At 70.8% G+C, this 21,127-nt stretch carries 18 protein-coding genes; 7 read left to right on the top strand and 11 right to left on the bottom strand.

Annotation, left to right across the window (positions count from 1 at the left end; genetic code table 11):
• Positions 1 to 16: 16 nt before the first annotated feature.
• Together ABT137_RS21960 and ABT137_RS21955 are read right to left on the bottom strand one after the other, a co-directional pair.
• Positions 17 to 556, bottom strand: coding sequence for an alkyl hydroperoxide reductase (locus ABT137_RS21960; RefSeq protein ID WP_351711377.1), 540 nt, complete (start codon positions 554 to 556; stop codon positions 17 to 19).
• A 4-nt stretch (positions 557 to 560) separates the two neighbouring features.
• The gene (locus ABT137_RS21955; protein WP_351711304.1) at positions 561 to 1,112 is read right to left on the bottom strand and encodes a peroxiredoxin; all 552 of its coding nucleotides are present in this window, start codon (positions 1,110 to 1,112) and stop codon (positions 561 to 563) included.
• 190 nt (positions 1,113 to 1,302) lie between these two features.
• Here ABT137_RS21955 and ABT137_RS21950 point away from each other — a divergent pair, with 190 nt between their 5' ends.
• The gene (locus ABT137_RS21950) at positions 1,303 to 2,265 is read left to right on the top strand and encodes a LysR substrate-binding domain-containing protein (RefSeq protein WP_351711375.1); all 963 of its coding nucleotides are present in this window, start codon (positions 1,303 to 1,305) and stop codon (positions 2,263 to 2,265) included.
• A 6-nt stretch (positions 2,266 to 2,271) separates the two neighbouring features.
• On the opposite strand, the gene ABT137_RS21945 is transcribed toward ABT137_RS21950, so the two are convergent.
• The 3 genes from ABT137_RS21945 to ABT137_RS21935 are packed head-to-tail and all read right to left on the bottom strand — an operon-like array spanning position 2,272 to position 5,827.
• Complete coding sequence (locus tag ABT137_RS21945; RefSeq protein ID WP_351711302.1) at positions 2,272 to 4,620, bottom strand: ABC transporter permease; 2,349 nt, start codon at positions 4,618 to 4,620, stop codon at positions 2,272 to 2,274.
• Positions 4,617 to 5,306, bottom strand: coding sequence for an ABC transporter ATP-binding protein (locus ABT137_RS21940; protein WP_351711300.1), 690 nt, complete (start codon positions 5,304 to 5,306; stop codon positions 4,617 to 4,619). The genes ABT137_RS21945 and ABT137_RS21940 overlap by 4 nt, the downstream gene beginning before the upstream one ends.
• Positions 5,303 to 5,827 carry a PadR family transcriptional regulator gene (locus tag ABT137_RS21935; protein WP_351711298.1) on the bottom strand — a complete coding sequence of 175 codons (525 nt, stop codon included), beginning with the start codon at positions 5,825 to 5,827 and terminating at the stop codon, positions 5,303 to 5,305. The genes ABT137_RS21940 and ABT137_RS21935 overlap by 4 nt, the downstream gene beginning before the upstream one ends.
• Before the next feature lie 209 nt (positions 5,828 to 6,036).
• Here ABT137_RS21935 and ABT137_RS21930 point away from each other — a divergent pair, with 209 nt between their 5' ends.
• Together ABT137_RS21930 and ABT137_RS21925 are read left to right on the top strand one after the other, a co-directional pair.
• Positions 6,037 to 6,975, top strand: a complete 939-nt coding sequence (locus tag ABT137_RS21930; RefSeq protein WP_351711296.1) for an NAD-dependent epimerase/dehydratase family protein — start codon at positions 6,037 to 6,039, stop codon at positions 6,973 to 6,975.
• A gap of 310 nt (positions 6,976 to 7,285) precedes the next feature.
• Complete coding sequence (locus ABT137_RS21925; RefSeq protein WP_351711294.1) at positions 7,286 to 9,736, top strand: transglycosylase domain-containing protein; 2,451 nt, start codon at positions 7,286 to 7,288, stop codon at positions 9,734 to 9,736.
• Between the two features lie 185 nt (positions 9,737 to 9,921).
• On the opposite strand, the gene ABT137_RS21920 is transcribed toward ABT137_RS21925, so the two are convergent.
• From ABT137_RS21920 to ABT137_RS21910, 3 genes are all read right to left on the bottom strand, one after another.
• Positions 9,922 to 12,015: a SpoIIE family protein phosphatase gene (locus tag ABT137_RS21920; protein ID WP_351711292.1), complete on the bottom strand. Its 2,094-nt coding sequence runs from the start codon at positions 12,013 to 12,015 to the stop codon at positions 9,922 to 9,924.
• Between the two features lie 304 nt (positions 12,016 to 12,319).
• Entirely contained in the window at positions 12,320 to 13,033 is a 714-nt protein-coding gene (gene fomD / locus ABT137_RS21915) for a cytidylyl-2-hydroxypropylphosphonate hydrolase (protein WP_351711290.1), read from the bottom strand.
• Positions 13,034 to 13,117: 84 nt separating this feature from the next.
• Entirely contained in the window at positions 13,118 to 14,503 is a 1,386-nt protein-coding gene (locus tag ABT137_RS21910) for a class II fumarate hydratase (RefSeq protein ID WP_351711288.1), read from the bottom strand.
• Between the two features lie 186 nt (positions 14,504 to 14,689).
• On the opposite strand from ABT137_RS21910, the gene ABT137_RS21905 reads away from it, so the two are divergent.
• A complete protein-coding gene (locus ABT137_RS21905) occupies positions 14,690 to 15,064 on the top strand; it encodes a hypothetical protein (protein WP_351711287.1) in 375 nt (124 codons plus the stop codon).
• Between the two features lie 321 nt (positions 15,065 to 15,385).
• On the opposite strand, the gene ABT137_RS21900 is transcribed toward ABT137_RS21905, so the two are convergent.
• Positions 15,386 to 17,056 (bottom strand): fumarate hydratase, encoded by a 1,671-nt coding sequence (locus tag ABT137_RS21900; RefSeq protein WP_351711286.1) that lies wholly within the window; start codon positions 17,054 to 17,056, stop codon positions 15,386 to 15,388.
• 181 nt (positions 17,057 to 17,237) lie between these two features.
• Here ABT137_RS21900 and ABT137_RS21895 point away from each other — a divergent pair, with 181 nt between their 5' ends.
• Positions 17,238 to 17,939 (top strand): DUF1707 SHOCT-like domain-containing protein, encoded by a 702-nt coding sequence (locus tag ABT137_RS21895; protein WP_294011963.1) that lies wholly within the window; start codon positions 17,238 to 17,240, stop codon positions 17,937 to 17,939.
• 153 nt (positions 17,940 to 18,092) lie between these two features.
• The gene (locus ABT137_RS21890) at positions 18,093 to 18,476 is read left to right on the top strand and encodes a WhiB family transcriptional regulator (RefSeq protein WP_351711283.1); all 384 of its coding nucleotides are present in this window, start codon (positions 18,093 to 18,095) and stop codon (positions 18,474 to 18,476) included.
• Between the two features lie 135 nt (positions 18,477 to 18,611).
• Here ABT137_RS21890 and glpX read toward each other — a convergent pair whose 3' ends face one another.
• Positions 18,612 to 19,649 (bottom strand): class II fructose-bisphosphatase, encoded by a 1,038-nt coding sequence (gene glpX / locus ABT137_RS21885; RefSeq protein WP_351711281.1) that lies wholly within the window; start codon positions 19,647 to 19,649, stop codon positions 18,612 to 18,614.
• 126 nt (positions 19,650 to 19,775) lie between these two features.
• On the opposite strand from glpX, the gene ABT137_RS21880 reads away from it, so the two are divergent.
• On the top strand, positions 19,776 to 20,300 hold the full coding sequence (locus ABT137_RS21880) for a DUF4245 domain-containing protein (protein ID WP_351711279.1): 525 nt from the start codon (positions 19,776 to 19,778) through the stop codon (positions 20,298 to 20,300).
• 105 nt (positions 20,301 to 20,405) lie between these two features.
• Here ABT137_RS21880 and ABT137_RS21875 read toward each other — a convergent pair whose 3' ends face one another.
• Complete coding sequence (locus ABT137_RS21875; protein ID WP_351711277.1) at positions 20,406 to 20,996, bottom strand: malonic semialdehyde reductase; 591 nt, start codon at positions 20,994 to 20,996, stop codon at positions 20,406 to 20,408.
• Between the last annotated feature and the right edge of the window lie 131 nt (positions 20,997 to 21,127).

Raw genomic sequence — 21,127 nt, 5'->3', positions numbered from 1 at the left:
GGTCCACCGAGGGCGCCTACTCGAACTCGGCCAGCACGACTTCGGCTTCCAGGGCGGAGCCCACCGCCTGGACCACCGAGGCGATCTTGAACGCCTCCTGGATCACCTCGCGGCCGACCCCGGCCTTGCGCAGCACCTGCTCGTGGGAGTCCAGGCACATCCCGCAGCCGTTGACCGCGGACACCGCGAACGACCACAGCTCGAAGTCGACCTTGTCGACGCCGGGGTTGCCGATGACGTTCATCCGCAGGCCCGCGCGCAGGGTGCCGTACTCGTGGTCGGAGAGCAGGTGGCGGGTGCGGTAGAAGACGTTGTTCATCGCCATCACCGCGGCCGCGGCCTTGGCCGCCGTGTACGCCTCGGGCGTGAGGTTCGCCTTCGCCTCCGGTGCCAGCTCGCGCAGCACGATCGGGGAGCGGGCGGCGATGGCGGTCGCCAGGACCGTGCCCCACAGCTGCTGCGCGGGCAGCTCCGAGTTGCCGATGACCGAACCCAGGTTGAGCTTCAGGTCCTTGGCGTAGTCCGGGACACGGGACTTGAGGGCGTCGAGGGACACGGGGTCACTCACCCGCCAGGAGCGCGACCGGGTCGAGGGTGTCCTCGCCCTTGGTCCAGTTGCACGGGCAGAGCTCGTCGGTCTGGAGGGCGTCCAGGACCCGCAGGACCTCCTTGGGGTTACGGCCCACCGAGCCCGCGGTCACCATGGAGAACTGGATCTCGTCGTTCTGGTCGACGATGAAGACCGCGCGCTTGGCGAAGCCGTCCTCGCCCTCGATGCCGAGGTCGCGCATCAGCTCGTGCTTCGAGTCGGCCATCATCGGGAACGGCAGCTCGCGCAGGTCGTCGTGGTCCTTGCGCCAGGCGTGGTGGACGAACTCGGAGTCACCGGAGAAGCCGAGGATCTGCGCGTCGCGGTCGGCGAACTCCTCGTTCAGCTTGCCGAACGCGGCGATCTCGGTGGGGCACACGAAGGTGAAGTCCTTGGGCCACGCGAAGACCACCTTCCAACCCTGGTAGGTCTTGTGGGTGATCGTCTCGAACTCCTTGCCCTTCTCCAGCGAGACGCAGGCGGTCAGTTCGAACTCGGGGAACTTGTCACCGACAGTGAGCACACGCTCTCCTTGCAGCGCGGAGCCACCCCGGATCGCGGGGCCGGCTCCGATGGGTTGGACGCCGCCGATCGTGGCACACGGTGCATTGATTCCTGAAATAGCTACACTCGGTCGGGTTGATCGGAGGTGGCTATTAGTGGCTCTGGGTAATCCCCTGGGGAGTGGTGCCGGCGTCGGGGCCGGTATCGGTATCGGGGCCGGTACCGGTGTCGGGGGCAAGCGGCGGCAGCCCAGTCTCGCGCAGTTGCGTGCCTTCGCCGCCGTCGCCGAGCACCTGCACTTCCGGGACGCGGCCGCCGCGATAGGCATGAGTCAGCCCGCGCTGTCGGGGGCCGTCGCGGTGCTTGAGGAGACGCTCGGCGTCACGCTGCTCGAACGGACCACCCGCAAGGTGCTGCTGTCGCCCGCCGGCGCGCGGCTCGCGGTACGGGCGAAGGCGGTGCTGGACGAGGTGCAGGCGCTGCTGGCGGAGGCGGAGGCGGTGCGGGCGCCGTTCACCGGCGCGCTGCGGCTCGGGGTGATCCCCACCGTCGCGCCGTATCTGCTGCCCACGGTCCTCGGACTGGTCCACGACCGCTATCCGGACCTCGACCTCCAGGTCCACGAGGAGCAGACCGCCAGCCTCCTGGACGGGCTCGCCGCCGGCCGGCTCGACCTGCTGCTGCTCGCGGTCCCCCTGGGCATCCCCGGGGTCGTCGAACTCCCGCTGTTCGACGAGGACTTCGTGCTCGTCACGCCGCTCGGGCATCCGCTCGGCGGCCGCACCGGCATCGCCCGCGAGGCGCTCAAGGAGCTGAACCTGCTGCTCCTGGACGAGGGCCACTGCCTGCGCGACCAGGCCCTGGACATCTGCCGGGAGGCGGGGCGGGAGGACGTCGCGGTGACCACCACGGCCGCCGGGCTCGCCACCCTCGTCCAGCTGGTCGCCGGCGGGCTCGGCTGCACCCTGCTGCCGCACACCGCCGTCAAGGTCGAGACCAGCCGCAGCGAGCAGTTGCTCACCGGTTCCTTCGCGGAACCCGCGCCGAGCCGCCGGGTCGCCCTCGCGATGCGCGCCGGGGCGGCGCGCGGCGCCGAGTACCGGGAGCTGGCGGCCGCGTTGCGCGAGGCGCTGCGGCCGCTGCCCGTCCGGGTCCTCGGCGCCGGTTCCTGACGCCGGCTATTCGGTGCGCAGGCCGTCCGGGCGCATCAGCCGCAGCAGGGGCGGCAGGCTGAGCAGGGTCACCGCCAGGACGACCGCCGCGCCGAAGCCGGTCATCGCCAGCACGCCCGGCCAGTCCACGCGCACCGTGGAGCCGACCATCTTCAGCAGCACCGTGCCCAGCGTCAGCCCCACCACGCCGGCCAGCAGCAGGCCGAGTCCGACCGGGATCGCCGTCTGCCACAGCACCGACAGGCTCAGCGTGCGGCGCCGGGTGCCGAAGGCGACCAGGGCCGACAGCAGCTTCTTGCGCTCGCGCAGCTGCTCCAGCTGGCCGACCAGCAGGCTCGCGCCGATCAGCGCCAGTACGGCGGCGGCGCCGACGAACAGCCCCGTGCGGATCGAGTTGAACTGGCCGTCCCGCTCGGTCGAGGTCAGCGTCTCCGCGTGCATCAGCGGGTCGATCCGGACCGCCGTGTTGATCACATACTCGTGGGCGTTGCGCACCCCGGAGTCGATGGACAGATAGACCACGCCCTGCACCGCCGTGCTGGCGCCGGCCGGCAGCGCGCCCGGGGTGAGCAGGAAACCGCCGCGCTTGTAGCCGGTGGGGTCCTCGCGGGTCGTCGCCTGCTTCAGCCCCGCCGGTACCGTCCAGCGGCTCGGGGAGCCTTCGTCGTCGCCGGTGTAGGAGGGATTGAGGTACAGCGTCCGGCCGTGCTTCTCCCCGGCCGCCAGCAGCTTCGTGGTCTCGGAGTCGCTGTCGGACCCCTTCACCAAGAAGGCGTCGCCGTCGTGGCAGGACGGCAGGGTGGCGACCTCCCGCAGCGAGGCGCAACTGCCCACGCTCACCTGGGCGGTCTGGCCCGGGTCCTTCTTCAGGTCGCCGACCTGGCCGTCGGCGATCGAGACCACCTTCCGCACGCCCTTGGTGCCTGCCATGGCCCCGGCGACCTCGGGCACCGGGACGCCGTCCGGTACCTGGACCGACATCTGCGCGCGGTTGAGGTCGTTGGCGGTCACCTTGGTGTAGTCGGCCTCGACGCCGGCGAAGACCATCTGGAGCGCGATGGCACCGGCCACCGCCACCGCGATGCCGTTGACCAGGCGGGCCGCCGTACCGCTGCTCAACTGCAGTCGCCGGACCGCCAGTTGCCAGGCCACCGCGCCCCGGCCGAGCCGGCCGACGACCGTCTCCACGACCCACGGCAGCAGCGCCGTGATGCCGACCAGGAGCAGCAGGACGCCGCCGGTCACCAGGTACTGGTTGAAGTCGCCCTCGCCCCGGCCCTGCCCGATCATCGGGTAGAGCGCCGCCAGACCGGCCACCGGGAGCAGCAGCCGCCACCACAGCCGGCGGCGCGCGGGCTTCGCCGTACGCACCACGCCGAGCGGCTCGATGACCACCCCGCGCAGCGCGAACAGGGTCACCAGCACGGCCGCCGCCGGGACGGTGACCGCCACCAGCAGGGCCAGCACGGGGGAGGGGTTGAGGTAGCTCGGGAAGACGCTGGTGCCGAACACGTCGACGTTTCCCGCGAGCTGACGGCCGATGAGGAAGAAACCGGCGCCGAGGACGAGTCCGAGCAGTGCGCCCGCCATCGCCTCGCCGGCCGCGATCCGCCGTACCATCCGGCCGTCGGAGCCGATCAGCCGCAGCGCGGCCAGCCGCCGGTCGCGACGCTCGCCGCCGAAGCGGACCGCGGCCGCGACGAACACGGCGACCGGCATCAGCAGCACCACGAACACCAGGAGGACGAGCAGGGTGAGGACCGGGTCGGACTCCTCGTCCGGCGACCGGGGGCTGCCGAAGTGGTCGATCCGGGCCACGTCCGGCGGGTGGATGTGGGCGGCGAGGTCGTCGGAGCCCGCGTAGTAGGCGAGTTCCTGGGAGCCGGTCAGCCCGCTCTCCGCGATGGTGGCGGTGATCCGGTACGGCAGCCGGGCCCGCAGGAGGGCCCCGTCGGGGGAGTCGAGCAGCCGCTTCAGCGCGGGCGAGACGGCCATCTCGCCGGGCGCCGGGTACTCGGTGAGCCCTGGCGGCACCGGCGCCTTCGCGCCCTCCCGCTGGATCATCCGGCCGCGGATGTCGTCGCCGCGGTAGGGGGTTTCGATGTCCGCGATGACGAATGTCTTCTCGCCGGGCTTCAAGGGGTGGCCGAAGACGTACGTGTAGTCCGCCCGTGCCACGTCGCGCTGGTGGCGTACGGCCAGCGCGCTCGGGATGGCCGTGGTGAGCAGCAGCAGCGCCACCCCCAGGCCCACGCCGACCGCCGTCATCCCGGCCCGGAACCAGCCCTCGCGGCCGCCCCCGAAGGCGAACCGGACCCCCATGGCCAGATCCCTGGACCACTGCCGGACGTTCATACCGCCCGCTCCATGTCCCGGGACTTCCCGTCCCGTACGACGATCTCGCGGTCGGAGTAGGCGGCCACCCGCGCCTCGTGGGTGACGAGGACGACGGCCGCGTTGGTGGAGCGGGCGGCGTCCGTCAGCAGCTCCATCACCCGCTCGCCGTTGAGCGAGTCGAGCGCGCCGGTCGGCTCGTCCGCGAACAGCACCCGCGGCCCGGTCACCAGCGAGCGGGCCACCGCGACCCGCTGCCCCTGACCGCCGGAGACCTCACCGGGCCGCTTCTTCGCGAGGTCGTCGACCTCCAGCTTCTCCATCCAGCCCAGCGCGGCCCGTTCGGCCTCCTTGCGGGAGGTGCCGTTCAGCCGCAGCGGCAGCGCGACGTTCTCCACGCAGGTCAGCTCGGGCACCAGCTGGCCGAACTGGAAGACGAACCCGAACTCGCTGCGCCGCAGCGCGCTGCGTTCGGCGTCGTTCATGGTCGCCATCTCGCGCCCGGCGTAGACGATCGAGCCCGAGTCGGGCGGCACGATGCCGGCGAGACAGTGCAGCAGGGTCGACTTCCCGGAGCCGGACGGCCCCATCACGGCGACCACCTCGCCCGGGTGTATGGAGAACTCGGCCCCGTCGAGGGCGACGGTCGGGCCGTACGCCTTGCGGAGAGCCTCGGCCGCGAGCAGCGAACCAGCGGGGGCGTTCACTTGGTCACCTCCGCACGGAGCTTGTCGAGCCGGGCCGCGGTCAGTTCCAGCCAGCGCAGGTCCGCCTCCAGGTGGAACAGGGCGTGGTCGCAGACGAGCTGGTCCGCGAGGTCGCCGTGGCGCTTGCGGTCGGTGAGGATGCGCATGCTGCGCAGGTGCTCGGAGCGCTGGCTGTCGAGGATGTCGCCGGCGTTCCGGTGCGTCAGCAGCGCGAGCACGACCTTGGTGTACAGGGTCGACTGGAGGTACTCCGCCGGCTTCTCGGGTGTCGCCAGCCACTGCTCGACGTCGGTGACCCCGGCGTCGGTGATGGCGTACCGCTTCCGCTCGGGTCCGCCGCCGGCCTCGATGCCGTCGACTTCCACGAGCCCGTTCTTCAGCAGCCGGGACATCGTCGAATAGACCTGGCCGTAGTGGAGCGGCCGGTCGTGACCGAACTTCTCGTCGAAGGCCCGCTTCAGGTCGTAACCATGGCGCGGGCCGGACTCCAGGAGCCCCAGGAGGGTGTGACCGATGGACATGGAGAGGACTCTACACACGGTGTATACGTCGCGTGTATACGCGCCGTGTGTAGATCATGGCCCGCTGTGCGGACCCGCAGGTGGGAGCCGATTGTCACGGTTCTGCGACAGGCGATGTCACAGCGGCGGGAGCCGTCTCGTCTCCGGTCCGACAGCGGGTTTCCCGCAGCGGGCCGCAGCGGGCCGGAGCGGGCCGGATCAGGAGGGTGATGATCGTGCGGGTGTTCGTGGCAGGGGGCAGTGGGGTTCTGGGGCGGCGGCTGGTACCGCAGCTGGTGGCGCGGGGGCATCAGGTGACGGCCACCACGACCGGCGCGGCCCGGCTCGGGCTGCTGACGGAACTGGGCGCGGACGGGGTCGTGATGGACGGCCTGGACGCGCTGTCGGTCGGCGCGGCGGTGGCGGCGGCCCGCCCGGACGTGATCGTCCATCAGCTGACCGCGATCTCCATGGCGCACGCCGGCAAGCCCGACATCAAGCACCCCGACCGCTGGTTCGCCCTCACCAACCGGCTGCGCACCGAGGGCACGGACCACCTGCTCGCCGCCGCCGAGGCGACCGGCGTGCGGCATGTCGTCGCGCAGAGCCACGCCAGCTGGAACGGCATCCGCGAGGGCGGCTGGGTGAAGACGGAGGAGGACCCGCTGGACCTGATGGAGGGGACCCCTGCGCACGGCGGGATGCTGGCGCTGCGCCACCTGGAGGACGCGGTCCTGCGGGCCGGCGGCGCGGCCCTGCGCTACGGCGCCTTCTACGGCCCCGGCGCCATCGACGACCAGGTGGAGCTGGTCCGCGAACGCCAGTACCCCCTGATCGGCCGCGCCGCCGGCTACAGCAGCTGGATCCACCTCGACGACGCGGCGAGCGCGACCGTCCTCGCGGTGGAGCAGAAGGCGCGGGGCGTGTTCAACATCGTCGACGACGAACCGGCGCCGGCCGCCGAGTGGCTGCCGTACCTGGCCGCGTGCGCCGGGGCGAAGCGGCCGCTGCGGGTGCCGGTGTGGCTGGCCCGCCTCGTGGCCGGCGAACAGGCGGTCGCCATCATGACCCAGGGCCGCGGCTTCTCCAACGCCAAGGCCAAGCGGGAGCTGGGCTGGGAGCCGCGGTACCCCTCCTGGCGGCAGGGGTTCAAGGCGGAGCTCGCCTGAGCCCGGTCGTCGCCGCCCGCGCCTCCACACCGAATCGTCGGGCAGGGCTACGGGCCACTCCGGGCGGTGCGGTCCGACCTGCTCTTTTCCATCTCGGTGGTATCACTTGCCCCCGCCGGGCAACCCTCCGCCTTCTCCGCTCGTCGGTTCCGTTGGGTGGGGGTGCTGATTGTCACGTCCGAAAAAGGGCAGATCGTGCGTCCTCTGTCATAGAGAGCGGTGTTAGTTTTCTGGACTGACCTGAGCCACGTACCTGTGTGACACCCGTACACACGTGTGACAGCCGAGACGAAGCGGAGCAGACGGACTCATGGGACGAGCGGACGAGAGAAGAGCGCGACAGCGTGGCGGCCGCCGCGCCGCGCCTGGGAACCGCACGTCCCCGCAGGCCGGGCCCGAGACGCCGACGACGGCGGAGGGCGGGACCACGACGACGGTCGAGTCACCCGCCGCCCCGGCCGCTGAGGGCGCCACCCGCGCGGAACGCCGCAAGGCCGCCGCCAGGAAGCCGGGCAAGTCCGGTCCCCCCGGCAAGCCCGGTGCGCCGGGCAAGCCCGCCAAGGGCCGGATACGCAGGCTGTTCACCTGGAAGAAGATGCTCGGCGCCTTCTTCACCGTCTGCCTGCTGGGCATCGGCTCCTTCATCGCGCTGTACATGATGGTGAGCGTCCCCGAGGGCAACGCGCTCGCGCAGACGCAGAGCAACGTCTACAAGTACAGCGACGGCTCGGTCCTGGCCCGCAAGGGCACCGTCAACCGCGAGATAGTCGACCTCTCCAAGGTCCCGAAGGAGGTCCAGCACACCTTCGTCGCGGCGGAGAACAAGACCTTCTACACGGACAACGGCATCGACCTCAAGGGCATGGCCCGCGGCCTCTACAACACCGCGAGGGGCCGCGGCACCCAGGGCGGGTCGACCATCACCCAGCAGTACGTCAAGAACTACTACCTCGACCAGGACCAGACCGTCACCCGCAAGCTGAAGGAACTGGTCATCTCGCTGAAGGTGGACCGCGAGAAGACCAAGGACGAGATCCTCGCGGGCTACATCAACACCAGCTACTACGGCCGCGGCGCCTACGGCATCCAGGCCGCCGCCCAGGCCTACTACCGCGTCGACGCCGACAAGCTCACGGTCGAGCAGGGCGCCTACCTGGCCGCGCTGCTGCAGGCGCCCAGCCAGTACGACTGGGCGGTGGCCGGTCCCATCGGCAAGAAACTGGTGAAGGCACGGTGGAACTACGTCCTGGACAACATGGTCGGCCAGAAGTGGCTGGACAAGTCCGAGCGTGACGGCATGAAGTTCCCGATCCCCAAGGAGCCGAAGGCCGCGTCCGGACTGGAGGGCCAGAAGGGCTACCTGGTCGAACTGGCCAACACCCAGCTGGAGAACCAGCTGATGAAGTCGCAGGGCATCACCCGGTCCGAGGCCGAGGCCCAGGTCGTCGACCAGGGCTGGACGATCACCCTGAACATCGACCCGAAGAAGCAGGCCAAGCTGGAGGCGGCCGTCAAGGGCCAGCTCACCAGCAAGCTCGACGGCAAGAAGCGCAAGGTCGACAAGAACGTCCAGGCCGGTGCCGTCTCCGTCGACCCCAAGACCGGCAAGATCCTCGCCCTGTACGGCGGCGTGGACTACTACAAGCACTACACCGACAACGCCACCCGCGCCGACTACCAGCCGGCGTCCACCTTCAAGCCGATCATCCTCGCCTCCGCGCTCGACCGGGACGCCAAGACGCAGGACGGCAAGGACATCAACGCCAACGCGATCTACGACGGCACCAGCGGCCGCCCGGTCAAGGGCAGCGACATCGCCTTCTCGCCGCCGAACGAGGACGACGCGGACTACGGCAACATCACCGTGCAGACGGCGATGAACAAGTCCGTCAACTCGGTGTTCGCGCAGATGGGCGTGGACGTCGGCATGAAGAACGTGCTGCAGACCGCCGACGACCTCGGCCTGGACACCGAGAAACTCCAGGCGGTGCCCGCGATGACCCTGGGCACCATGGGCGCGAGCCCGCTGGAGATGGCCTCGGTGTACGCGACGCTCGACAACCACGGCCAGAAGGTCACCCCGTCGATCCTCGCGTCGGCGGAGAAGACCGGCCGCAAGGTCGACCTGCCGGACCCGATCGGCACACAGGTGATCAGCCGTGAGGCGGCCGACCAGGTGACGTCGGTCCTGACCGGTGTGGTCGACGACGGTACGGCCAAGGTGTCGGTGGCCCAGAACCCGCTGCGCAAGGGCCAGCAGGTGGCCGGCAAGACGGGTACGTCCGACTACAACAGGTCGGCCTGGTTCACCGGTTACACGCCGGACCTGGTTACCTCGGTCGGCCTGTTCGGCGAGGACGCCAAGACCCACAACCAGGTCCCGCTGACCGGTGCCACGGGCCTGATCCCCGGCACCGGCCGCATCAACGGTGGCGGTTACCCGGCGCAGATCTGGGCGGCGTACACCTTCGGCGTCACGAAGAAGGCCAAGTTCGACCTGAACACCGAGCTGGGCGCGGCCGTCAAGCCGACGGAGACGCCGAGCCCCAGCGCGACCTTGTCGGAGTCCCCGTCGGAGACCCCGAGCGAGGCCCCGACGAAGTCCGCGTCGGTGTCCCCGCCCGCGTCGAAGACGCCGAGTGCGCCGCCGACGACGACAGCACCGACCACGACACCGCCGACCACACCACCGACGACGGCGGACACCTCCCCGACGGACGGCGCCACGGACAACCCGCTGGATCCGGCGGACGGTCAGTAGCGAACGTCCGAAGGGGCGCCCGGTGCATTCCACCGGGCGCCCCTTGCGTCGGCCCTCTCGGCCGCGGTTCGGCTCAGCTCGTTCTCGAATCGCCCATCGCCAACCTCACCGACGGGCCGCACGCGGGCACACAGAAGTCGCAGGCGGCGGCCCGCAGTTCCCCGCCGCCCTCACGCCCTGCGGCGCTACCGGTTCAACTCGAACCACACGACCTTCCCGGTACTCAACCGGGTCGCCCCCCACCGTCTGGCCAGTCTGTTGACGAGGTACAGCCCCCGGCCGCCCTCGTCCGTCGCCCGGGCCTGCCGCAGCCGCGGCAGCTGGGGCACGTCGTCCCCGACCTCGCAGCGCAGCACATCCGTCCGCAGCAACCGCAACGTCACCGGCCGCGACGCGTACCGCACCGCGTTCGTGACGACCTCGCTGACCAACAGCTCGACGGAGTCGGTGAGTTCCTCAAGTCCCCAGCGGGCCAGGGCCCTGCGCGCCAGCCGCCGGGCCCGCCCCGGCGCCGCGTCCTCCGGCTCCAGGAACCAGTACGCCACATCGCTCGGCGCGATCCCGTCGAACCGGGCCGCGAGCAGCGCGATGTCGTCGTCGCGGTCACCCGGCCCGAGCATGTCGAGCACCTCGTCGCACAGCGCTTCGAGCGGCGGCGGATGGTCCGGCCCCGTCAACTGCGCGGTCGCGGCGAGCTTCTCGCGCAGCTGCTCTATGCCGGTCCACACGTCCCGCAGCCGGGACTCCACCAGCCCGTCGGTGTACAGCAGCAGCGTCGCCCCGGCCGGCGCGTCCAGTTCCACCGCCTCGAAGTCGACCCCGCCGACGCCGATCGGCGCCCCGGCCGGCACCCGCAGCACCTCGGCCCGGCCGCCCAGGTGCAGCAGCACCGGCGGCGGATGACCGGCGTTGGCGATGGTGATGCGGTGCGACACCGGGTCGTAGACGGCGTACAGGCAGGTCGCCATCCGGTCACTGCCCAGCCGCTGGGCCTGCTCGTCCAGGTGGTGCAGGACCTCCTGCGGCGGCAGATCAAGGCCCGCCAGCGTCTGCGCGGTCGTCCGCAGCTGGCCCATGATGGCCGCCGACGTCATCGAGTGGCCCATGACGTCACCCACGACCAGCGCCACCCGGCTCCCGGGCAGCGGGATCGCGTCGTACCAGTCACCGCCGACCCGGGCCGTCTCGGCCGCCGGCAGATAGCGGGACGCCAGCCGCACGCCCGTCGCGGTCGGCAGGTTCTCCGGCAGCATGGTCCGCTGCAGCTCGTCGGCGATGTAGGCCTCCCGGCCGTACAGCACCGCCTTGTCGATGCCGAGCGCGCTGTGCGTGGCCAGCTGGGCGGCGACCAGCAGGTCGTCGGCCTCGAACGCGAGCCGCTCCGGGCGGCGCAGGAACAGGGCCGCGCCGATCACCCGGCGCCGGCCGCGCAGCGGGGCGAGGATCGCGTGCTGGGCACCGGGTACGTGGGACTCGTTGCCCTCGCCGAGGAGTTCGGGGAGGGCGGCACGGGCGGCGGGTGAGTCGGCGAACACCGGTCGTACGCCCCGCAGCACCTCGTTCAGCGCACCGCCCGGCCGTACCTCGCACAGCTCCGCGGTGAGCCCGGCCAGGCCGATGTCGGCCGGATCCGGCTCCGGGACCGGCACCGGCAGGAAGCCGCCGTCGGTGTCCCGCTCCTCCGGGATCCGGTCGGTGCGGCGCAGCCGCAGCACCACCGGGCCGACGGGCCGCTCGTCGCCGACCGGCAGCGGGTCGCGCAGATAGACCAGGATCGCGTCCGAGAAGGTCGGCACGGTCGCCCGGCACAGCCCCATCACGATCTCGTCCAGGTCGATGCCCCGGGCGATCCGCCGGGTCGCGGCACCCACGAAGCGCAGCCGGTCGCCGTCCCGCCGCATCGGCATCGGCCGGCCCGGCGGCAGCCCGCGACCGGTACGGCGCTCCTGCGCGGCCACCGCCCGCTCCGGCTCGGCGCCGGGCTGCGGCGGGATGCCCTCCGGAGCGGGGCGGGGCCGGTGCGGATCGGGCTCAGCGCTGGTGGGCTGGGCGTGCTCGGGGCCGTTGACGGAGTGCTCCTCGGACGTGCTGGTACCGGGACCTGAGGGCGTCTCGCCCGCGCGGGCCTGTGCCGGTAAGGCGGTGCCGCCGCGCGGACAGGGCTGCGGTTGGCCCTGGGTCTGCAGCTGCGGCTGCGGGGTACGCAGGAGCGCCCCGCGGGCCTCCGCGGGGTCGGCGCCCGGCTGTGGGCGCTCGTAGGAGGTGGGGTGCTCCGTCACGCGTGTCGAATCCGTCCGTCCGGGGCTGCGCGCCGGGCGCGCAGGTGGTCCCGCCGAAGTGCCGATACCCGGATTACGTGTCCCAGGAACGGAATTTCGGCGTGGCTGGAGGCTGTTCCTGTGCCACCGGCGAACGATCTGCGGTCCGCGCACCGCTCGCCGGTGTTGCCCTCGTACCCCTCGCTCACGTCCTGCCGCCCCTCGGTGACGTTCGGTCAAGCCCGGCGCATGGTCCGGGAGTTGTGCTCACGCTTCCTTGCGGAGGACGATCCTACGGTTGTGGACCGGGGGCGCATCAAGAGTCTCATGAGGACACGTGCGCGGGCGTACGGTCCCAGTCCTCCGGCAGTGAAGGTACCGCCCAGGACGGGTCCGGGCGCCAGTGCTGCCAGCCGGCCGAGAACGGCGCCTCCCAGGCCTCGACGGCGGCCACCGCGGCCAGGCCCGCCGTCCGCACCGCCGCGGCCGTCTCCGCGTCCATCAGCCCGTCCCGCTGGGCCTGCGCGAACTCGTCCTCGTCGAGCCACCGCCAACTGCGGTCCGGGTGCACGGAGATGTCCAGAAAGTAGTCCTCCGAGTCCACTCCGCCGCCCCAGCGGACCAGTGGCTGCTCAAGGTTGACGTACCAGTTCTTGAACTGCCAGCCCGGCTCCCAGAACAGCCATACCGACCAGGGCTGACCGGGCCGGGCCAGCTTCAGGACGCCGGTGCCGCGCCAGTGGCCGTGCCTGACGGACCGGGGTTTGGTGTAGCGGGACTCCAGCGGTTCTTCACCGAGCGACGAGCCGTCGGCGAGCACGGGCCTGACGCACTCGGTGCCGGGGGCCAGCCAGACGGCGAGGAACTCCTCGTCGTCCCGGACGACGGTGACGGGGCGCGCGATGTGGAAGCCGTGCCCGGCGTTCTCCCGGTACCGCCACAGGATCTGGCTCCCGGGTGTCCAGAAACCGGTCCCGTCGCCGGTCGCACCGCCCGTTTCCCCGCGCATCACGCGTCTCACCGCTCCACCGTCTGCCATGCACAGATATTAGGTGCCGTAGGCATACGACGCTGCGGCGGACGTCACGGTTCTGGCCGGGCGGCGCGAAACGTTCGCACGTGGTTACGGCCGTGTCATCCGCAGGACATCCAGCGCCTCGTCCAGCTGCCCGACGGTCAGGTCGCCCCGCTCGACGTACCCGCCCTCGATGACCACCTGGCGGATCGTCTTACGTTCCGCGAGCGCCTTCTTGGCCACCTTGGCGGCCTCCTCGTACCCGATGTACTTGTTGAGCGGAGTGACCACGGACGGCGACGACTCGGCGTACTCCCGCGCCCGCTCCCGGTTCGCCGTGATCCCGTCCACGGTCCGGTCGGCCAGCAGCCGCGACACGTTGGCGAGCAGCCGGACGGACTCCAGCACGTTCTTGCCGATGACCGGCAGCATCACATTGAGCTCGAAGTTCCCGGCGGCGCCGGCCACGGCGATGGTCTGGTCGTTCCCGATGACCTGCGCGGCCACCATCAACACGGCCTCGGGAATGACCGGGTTGACCTTCCCGGGCATGATCGAGGACCCCGGCTGCAGGTCCGGCAGCGAGATCTCGGCGAGCCCGGTCCGCGGCCCCGAGGACATCCACCGCAGGTCGTTGGCGATCTTCGTCAGCCCGACCGCGACGGTCCGCAGCTGCCCGCTGGTCTCCACGATCCCGTCCCGGGCGCCCTGCGCCTCGAAGTGGTTGCGGGCCTCCGTGAACGGCAGCCCGGTGACCCGGGCGACCTCCTCGATCACGGCGCCGGAGAACCCGGGCGGCGTGTTGATCCCGGTCCCGACGGCGGTCCCGCCGAGCGGCAGCTCCGCGAGCCGGGGCAGCGACGCCCGCAGCCGCTCGACGCCGTACCGCACCTGGGCCGCGTACCCCCCGAACTCCTGCCCCAGCGTGACCGGCGTCGCGTCCATCAGATGCGTCCGCCCGGACTTCACGACGTCGGCGAACTCCTCGGACTTGCGGGTGAGGGAGTCGGCGAGATGGTCGAGGGCCGGGATCAGGTCATGGGTGACGGCGGCGGTGGCGGCGATGTGGATGGACGACGGGAACACGTCGTTGGAGGACTGCGAGGCGTTCACGTGGTCGTTGGGATGGACGTCCCGCCCGAGCCGCTCGGTCGCCAGCGTCGCGAGGACCTCGTTGGTGTTCATGTTCGACGAGGTGCCGGACCCGGTCTGGAACACGTCGACGGGAAAGTGCTCGTCCCACTTCCCCTCGGCGACCTCCTCGGCCGCCTCCTGGATCGCCCGCGCGATGTCCTTGTCGACCACCCCCAGCTCGGCGTTCACCTTGGCCGCCGCGCCCTTGATCCGGGCCAGCGCCTCGATGTGCGCGCGCTCGATCCGCTGCCCGGAGACGGGGAAGTTCTCGACGGCCCGTTGTGTCTGGGCCCGCCACTTGGCGTGCGCGGGCACCCGGACCTCGCCCATGGAGTCGTGTTCGATGCGGTAGTCGCTCATGCCCTTGTCAGCGAACGGGACGCGGTGGTTGTTCCGGACGCCTGCTGCATTGGCACCACCGAAGTCACCGGGTCGGGGGACTGCGTCCCCGCCCGCCGGGCGGGACATCACGAACAAATGTGACGATCACCCCAAGGTGACAGGGCGACTCCCCGCCGTCACCACGGCTGGCAGGAGGACCACTCGATGAACTTCACTCCCAAGGGTCTGCTCGGCGCCCTCGCGGCGGTGTCCATAGGCGCGGCGACCCTCCTGGGCGCGGGAGCCGGCACCGCCGGTGCCGCCGGCGGTGCCCACCGGGCCCACTGCGACCGCGTGGAACGACCCGTCTGGGGCGGCGACCCCAGCCGCAACATGACCGGCCACGGCTGCACCCTGCCGTCCAGTGAGCGCCCCTGGTACCGCGTCGCGATCGACGACCTGGCGCAGCCCCACCACACGACGGACTACGCGAACGGCCCGGTCGACCACACCGAGAAGCTGCACGACGAAACCGTCCGGTGCATGGGCTACACCAAGGACGGCGACACGGTGAACTGGTTCGGCTGCATCCCCGACTGACACCCAAGGGGGAGTCCGAGGACGACAACCGGCCGGCACCACATCTCAGCCCGTCCGGCGTCCGGGGACGAGAGCCGGTCCACACTCCCGCTCTCCAGCCCGTCCGGCGTCCGAGGGTGAGGGCCGGTCCGTACCCCCACTCGCCAGCCCGTCTGGGGGTACCCCCTCTGGGGGAGTTTGAGGACGAGGCCGTTCAGGCCGAAGCGGGGGTCCGGGGGGCGGCAGCCCCCGAAGTGGGCGGTCGAAGGGGGCCCACCCCCTGGAGGACGGGACGGGTAGGGGCGGCGGGGGCGACATCCGTCCCCCGCCGCACCGGACGCACTACGCCAGCCCGGGGCCCCGGACCGGGATCGAGGTGAACGTCGGAGCCGGGGCAGGGTCCTGGAAGAAGTCGTTGCCCTTGTCGTCCACGACGACGAACGCCGGGAAGTCCTCGACCTCGATCTTCCAGACCGCCTCCATGCCGAGCTCCTCGTACTCGACGACCTCGACCTTCTTGATGCAGTCCTGGGCGAGCCGGGCGGCTGGCCCGCCGATGGAGCCGAGGTAGAAGCCGCCGTGCGCGGCGCACGCGTCGGTGACCTGCTTGCTGCGGTTGCCCTTGGCGAGCATCACCTTGGAGCCCCCGGCGGCCTGGAACTGCTCGACGTAGGAGTCCATGCGCCCGGCGGTCGTGGGCCCGAAGGACCCGGAGGCGTAGCCCTCGGGCGTCTTCGCGGGGCCCGCGTAGTACACCGGGTGGTCCTTCAGGTACTGCGGCATCTCCTCGCCCGCGTCGAGCCGCTCCTTGATCTTGGCGTGCGCGATGTCACGCGCCACGACCAGCGGGCCGTTGAGCGAGAGCCGGGTCTTGACCGGGTACTTCGTCAGCTCGGCGAGGATCGTGTCCATCGGCTGGTTCAGGTCGATCTTGACGACGTCCGACGACTCGTCCAGGTGCTCGTCCGTCGTCTCCGGCAGGAACCGCGCCGGGTCCGTCTCCAGCTGCTCCAGGAAGACGCCCTCGGCGGTGATCTTCGCGACCGCCTGGCGGTCCGCGGAGCAGGACACGGCGATGGCGACCGGGCAGGACGCGCCGTGCCGCGGCAGCCGCACCACGCGCACGTCGTGGCAGAAGTACTTGCCGCCGAACTGCGCGCCGATGCCGATCTTCTGTGTCAGTTCGAAGACCTTCTGCTCCAGGTCCTTGTCCCGGAAGCCGTGCCCGAGCTCCGAGCCCTCGGCCGGGATCTCGTCCAGGTAGTGCGCGGAGGCGTACTTGGCGGTCTTGAGCGCGTACTCGGCGCTCGTGCCGCCCACCACGATCGCCAGGTGGTACGGCGGGCACGCGGCCGTGCCGAGCGAACGGATCTTCTCCTCCAGGAACTTCATCATGGAGGCCTCGTTGAGGACCGCCTTCGTCTCCTGGTAGAGGAACGACTTGTTGGCCGAGCCGCCGCCCTTCGCCATGAAGAGGAACTTGTAGGCGCCGCCGTCGGTGGCGTACAGCTCGACCTGGGCCGGCAGGTTCGACCCGGTGTTCTTCTCGTCCCACATGGTGAGCGGAGCCATCTGGGAGTAGCGGAGGTTGAGGTTCAGATAGGCGTCGTAGATGCCGCGGCTCAGCGCCGCCTCGTCGCCGCCCTCGGTCAGCACGTTCTGCCCGCGCTTGCCCATGACGATCGCCGTGCCGGTGTCCTGGCACATGGGCAGCACGCCGGCCGCCGCGATGTTCGCGTTCTTCAGCAGGTCGAGGGCGACGAACTTGTCGTTGCCGGACGCCTCCGGGTCGTCGATGATCCGGCGCAGCTGGGCGAGGTGGGCCGGGCGCAGGTAGTGCTGGATGTCGTGGATCGCCTCCTCGGCGAGCTTGCGCAGCGCCTCCGGCTCCACCTTGAGGAACGTCCGCCCGTCCGGCCCCTCGACGGTGGACACACCCTCCGAGGTCACCAGCCGGTACGGGGTGGTGTCCTCGCCCTGGGGGAGCAGATCGGTATACGCGAACTCAGGCATCTCAGCCCATTCCTCACTCTGACGGACGGCCGCCCGCCGACGCTGGCGGGCGCTGTCCAGCGTAGAACCTGCCGTTGACCGGGATCCTGTGAGGTAAGGCTCAGTTCGGGAACCGTACGGGTTTTCCACAGGTCGCGACGAGGGGTAGTCGCGATCTATCGCGTTTCGGTACGCTGCTGCCGTGGACCTTCAGAAGCAGACCCCTCAGGAGCGTGCCGGAGCGCCGGTGGCCGAGCTGCGCGCCTCGGACGCCGACCGCGACCGCATCGCCGACATCCTGCGGGAGGCCCTCGCCGAGGGGCGCCTGACCGCCGACGAGCACGCCGAGCGCGTGGAGGGGGTGCTGAACGCCAAGACGGTGGGCGAGTTGGAGGTCTTCATACGGGACCTGCCCGCGGCCCACGCCCGCCCGGCCGCCCCGGCCTACACGCCGGTGCCGCCGCGGCCCACGCCCGGTGCGATCCCCGTCGAGGCGGACGGCAACGTGGTCGCCGTGTTCAGCAGCGCCCGCCGCCGCGGCCGCTGGCGGGCCGGCCGCCGGCTGCACGCCTACGCGGTCTTCGGCTCCATCGAGCTGGACCTCACCGAGGCGATCTTCGAGTACCAGCAGGTCGTCATCAAGGCGATCTCGGTCTTCGGCGACATCCAGATCCGCGTCCCGGAGAACGTGTCGCTGCGCGGCACCGGCGGCGGCGTGCTCGGCAACTTCGAGGCGGACACGCTGGATTCGGTCGACTCCGACGCGCCGGTCGTCTACGTCGACGGCTGGGCCGTCCTCGGCAACGTGGAGGCGCGGCCGAAGCGCGGAAAGCTCATCGCGGACATCCTGGACCGCGTTCAGGACAAGGTCGACAGGAAGTTGCGCAAACACCTCGACCGTTGACGGTCGCGAATCACTCCTTGCCCAGCGGCCTCAGGGGTCGTGAACAAGCCGCCGGGGTACGGCTGTTGAGGACGCTGTGCATAGGCCCGCGCACAGCGGGTAGGCCTTGCTGCATCGTCTCTCGCTCGCGAAGCCGTCGTCAGGAGTAGACCCGTGCTGCAACCGCCGCATTCGTCCCTGCAGGTAGCTGCCGTTCCGGCCCAGCGGGTGCCAGTGCGGGACAGGGACCAAGACGCACCCTGGCACACCGAGGCGGTGTGCCGGCGCGACGAGGCAGGCCTGTTCTTCGCACCCTCCAAGGAACCCACCGCCGCCCGGCTCTCCCGGGAGGAGGCGGCCAAGCGGGTCTGTGCCCGCTGCCCGGTGATGGTCGAGTGCCGCGAACACGCGCTGCTCCAGCCCGAGCCCTACGGCGTCTGGGGCGGCCTCACCGCAGCGGAACGCCGCGTGGTCCTGGCCCGCCGCAGGCGCCGCGACATGGAACTGAAGAAGGCGGCGAGGGCGGCAGCGGGGAACCGCATAGCGCAGGCAGGCTGACAAAAGGCGCCCTCTCCGCACAGAGGGCGCCTTTCTGATCGGCCTACGGGACAGCGCGCCCCAAGGGGCGCGGGGAACTGCGCGACCAGCCACAACGCACGTGTAGAAGCGTACGGTCGGCAGCCCCCGACCGCGTTACTTCGGCCTGTCGAAATCCACCGTGCTGTACGCCCGCAGCTTGCGCAGCCGGTGCTCGGAGTCGATCCGCCGCACCGTCCCCGACTTCGACCGCATCACGATGGACTCGGTCAGCGCGGTCTGCGACCGGTACCGCACCCCCCGCAGCAACTCGCCGTCGGTGATGCCGGTCGCGACGAAGAACACGTTCTCCCCGGTCACCAGGTCCTCGGTCGTCAGTACCCGGTCCAGGTCGTGCCCGGCGTCGATCGCCCGCTGCCGCTCCTCGTCGTCCTTGGGCCACAGCTTGCCCTGGATGGTGCCGCCCAGGCACTTCACCGCGCACGCCGAGATGATGCCCTCGGGCGTGCCGCCGATCCCGAGCAGCATGTCGACGCCCGTGCCCTCGCGCAGCGCGTAGATCGAGCCCGCGACGTCACCGTCGGAGATCAGCTTGATGCGCGCGCCGGCCTCCCGGATCTCCTTGATGATCCCTTCGTGCCGCGGCCGGTCGAGGATGACGACGGTCACGTCCTCCGGAGTGGCCCGCTTCGCCTTGGCGACCCGCCGGATGTTGACGGAGACGGGCGCGTCGATGTCGACGAAGTCCGCCGCCTCCGGGCCCGTGACCAGCTTGTCCATGTAGAAGACGGCGGACGGGTCGAACATGGCCCCGCGCTCGGCCGCGGCCAGTACGGCGATCGCGTTGGGCATGCCCTTCGCGGTCAGCGTCGTCCCGTCGATGGGGTCGACGGCGATGTCGACCTCGGGCCCGGTGCCGTCACCGATGCGCTCCCCGTTGAAGAGCATCGGGGCCTCGTCCTTCTCGCCCTCGCCGATGACGACCACGCCGTTCATCGACACGGTGGAGACGAGGGTCCGCATCGCGCGCACCGCGGCGCCGTCGGCGCCGTTCTTGTCGCCGCGGCCGACCCAGCGTCCCGCGGCCATCGCGGCGGCCTCGGTCACCCGGACGAGCTCCAGGGCGAGGTTGCGGTCGGGGGCCTCGGAGGGAACATCGAGTTCGGACGGCAGATGATGATGATTCTCGGTCATCGGTACGCACCTTTCTGATACGACGACGGCCGGATGAGGGTTTCGCCTCGACTCTATCGTCAGGCTGACAAAATGAGCAGGGGACCCCACGGATGAGCGCAGCGGGCACCTGCGACGATAGGGGACGTGGCAGGCACGAACGGCAAGCAGAAGACGGTCCGGGACATGATTCTCTCCCTGGCCCTGATCGGCCTCGCGGCGGGCTTCATCTACCTGCTCGTCCCGCACGACGATCACGCTCCCGACATCCAGCGGGTCGACTACCGGGTCGAGCTGCTGACGGCACGGCGCGCGGCGAGCTACCCGGTGGCGGCGCCGCAGGGCCTGCCCAGCACCTGGAAGGCCACCTCGGTCCGCTTCCAGGGCGAGGCCGGGGACCGCTGGCATCTCGGCTACCAGACCCCCGACGGTCAGTACGTCCAGATCGAGCAGTCGACTCAGAAGCGCGCGGACTTCATCGACGACGCCAGCCAGGGCGCGTCGGCCACGAAGACGACCGAGAAGATCGGCGACCGCACCTGGACGCACTACACCGGCGGCCGCTACGACGCGCTGGTGCTGGACGGCACCACCGGCTCCACGACGGTCGTGGCCGGCACGGCCTCCTTCACCGAGCTGGCGAAGATGGCGGCGGCCCTGAACGTGTCCTGACGCGGGCGTCACGACGCGCACGCGAGAGGCCCCCGGCGCCGTTGCCGGGGGCCTCTGTCACGTCTGCGGAGTGACTGTCCGCGGAGTGACTGTCCGCGGGGTGGCTCAGACGGACGTGACGACGTCGTCGTAGGCCAGGCGCGGGGAGCGCGGGAACCAGGCGTCCGGACCGGGCCTGCCGATGTTGACGACCACGAACGGGGTGTGGTCGTCGTCCAGGAACTCCTTCTGGATGCCCGCGAAGTCGACGCCGGTCATCGGGCCGGCCGAGAGGCCGGCGGCACGGATGCCGATGATGAAGTAGGCGGCCTGGAGGGCGGCGTTCAGGGCCGCGCTGCCCTCACGCACCGCGCGGTCGGCGAAGACGGCGTCCTTGGCCTGCGGGAAGTGCGGGAAGAGCTCCGGCAGCTCCTCGTGGAACTCGTTGTCCGCGGCGAGGATCGCGACCAGCGGGGCGGTGGCGGTCTTCTTCTGGTTGCCCTCGGCCATGTGCTGCACGAGGCGCTCGCGGGCCTCGGGGGAGCGGACCAGGACCACGCGCAGCGGCGACTGGTTCATCGAGGTCGGGCCGTACTTGACCAGGTCGTAGATCGCCTGCACCTGCTCGTCGGTCACCGGCTCGTCGGTGAAGGTGTTGGCGGTGCGGGCCTCGCGGAACAGCAGGTCCTGAGCGGTGGGGTCGAGAACGAGAGACATGTGAACTTCCTGGGGGGTCGCATCGCGTTCATATCCGGACCGCGGTCCGGATAGGCTGACGGCACGACCATACGCGAGGGAAGATTCAAGGTTCAACAAAAACCGGACCGTGGTGATCCGCCTCACACCGA

The organism is Streptomyces sp. NPDC001980, assembly GCF_040296885.1.
Taxonomy (GTDB): Bacteria; Actinomycetota; Actinomycetes; order Streptomycetales; family Streptomycetaceae; genus Streptomyces.
The sequence above is the reverse complement of the archived record's forward strand: the minus strand, read 5'-3'. Positions and strand labels throughout refer to the sequence as shown.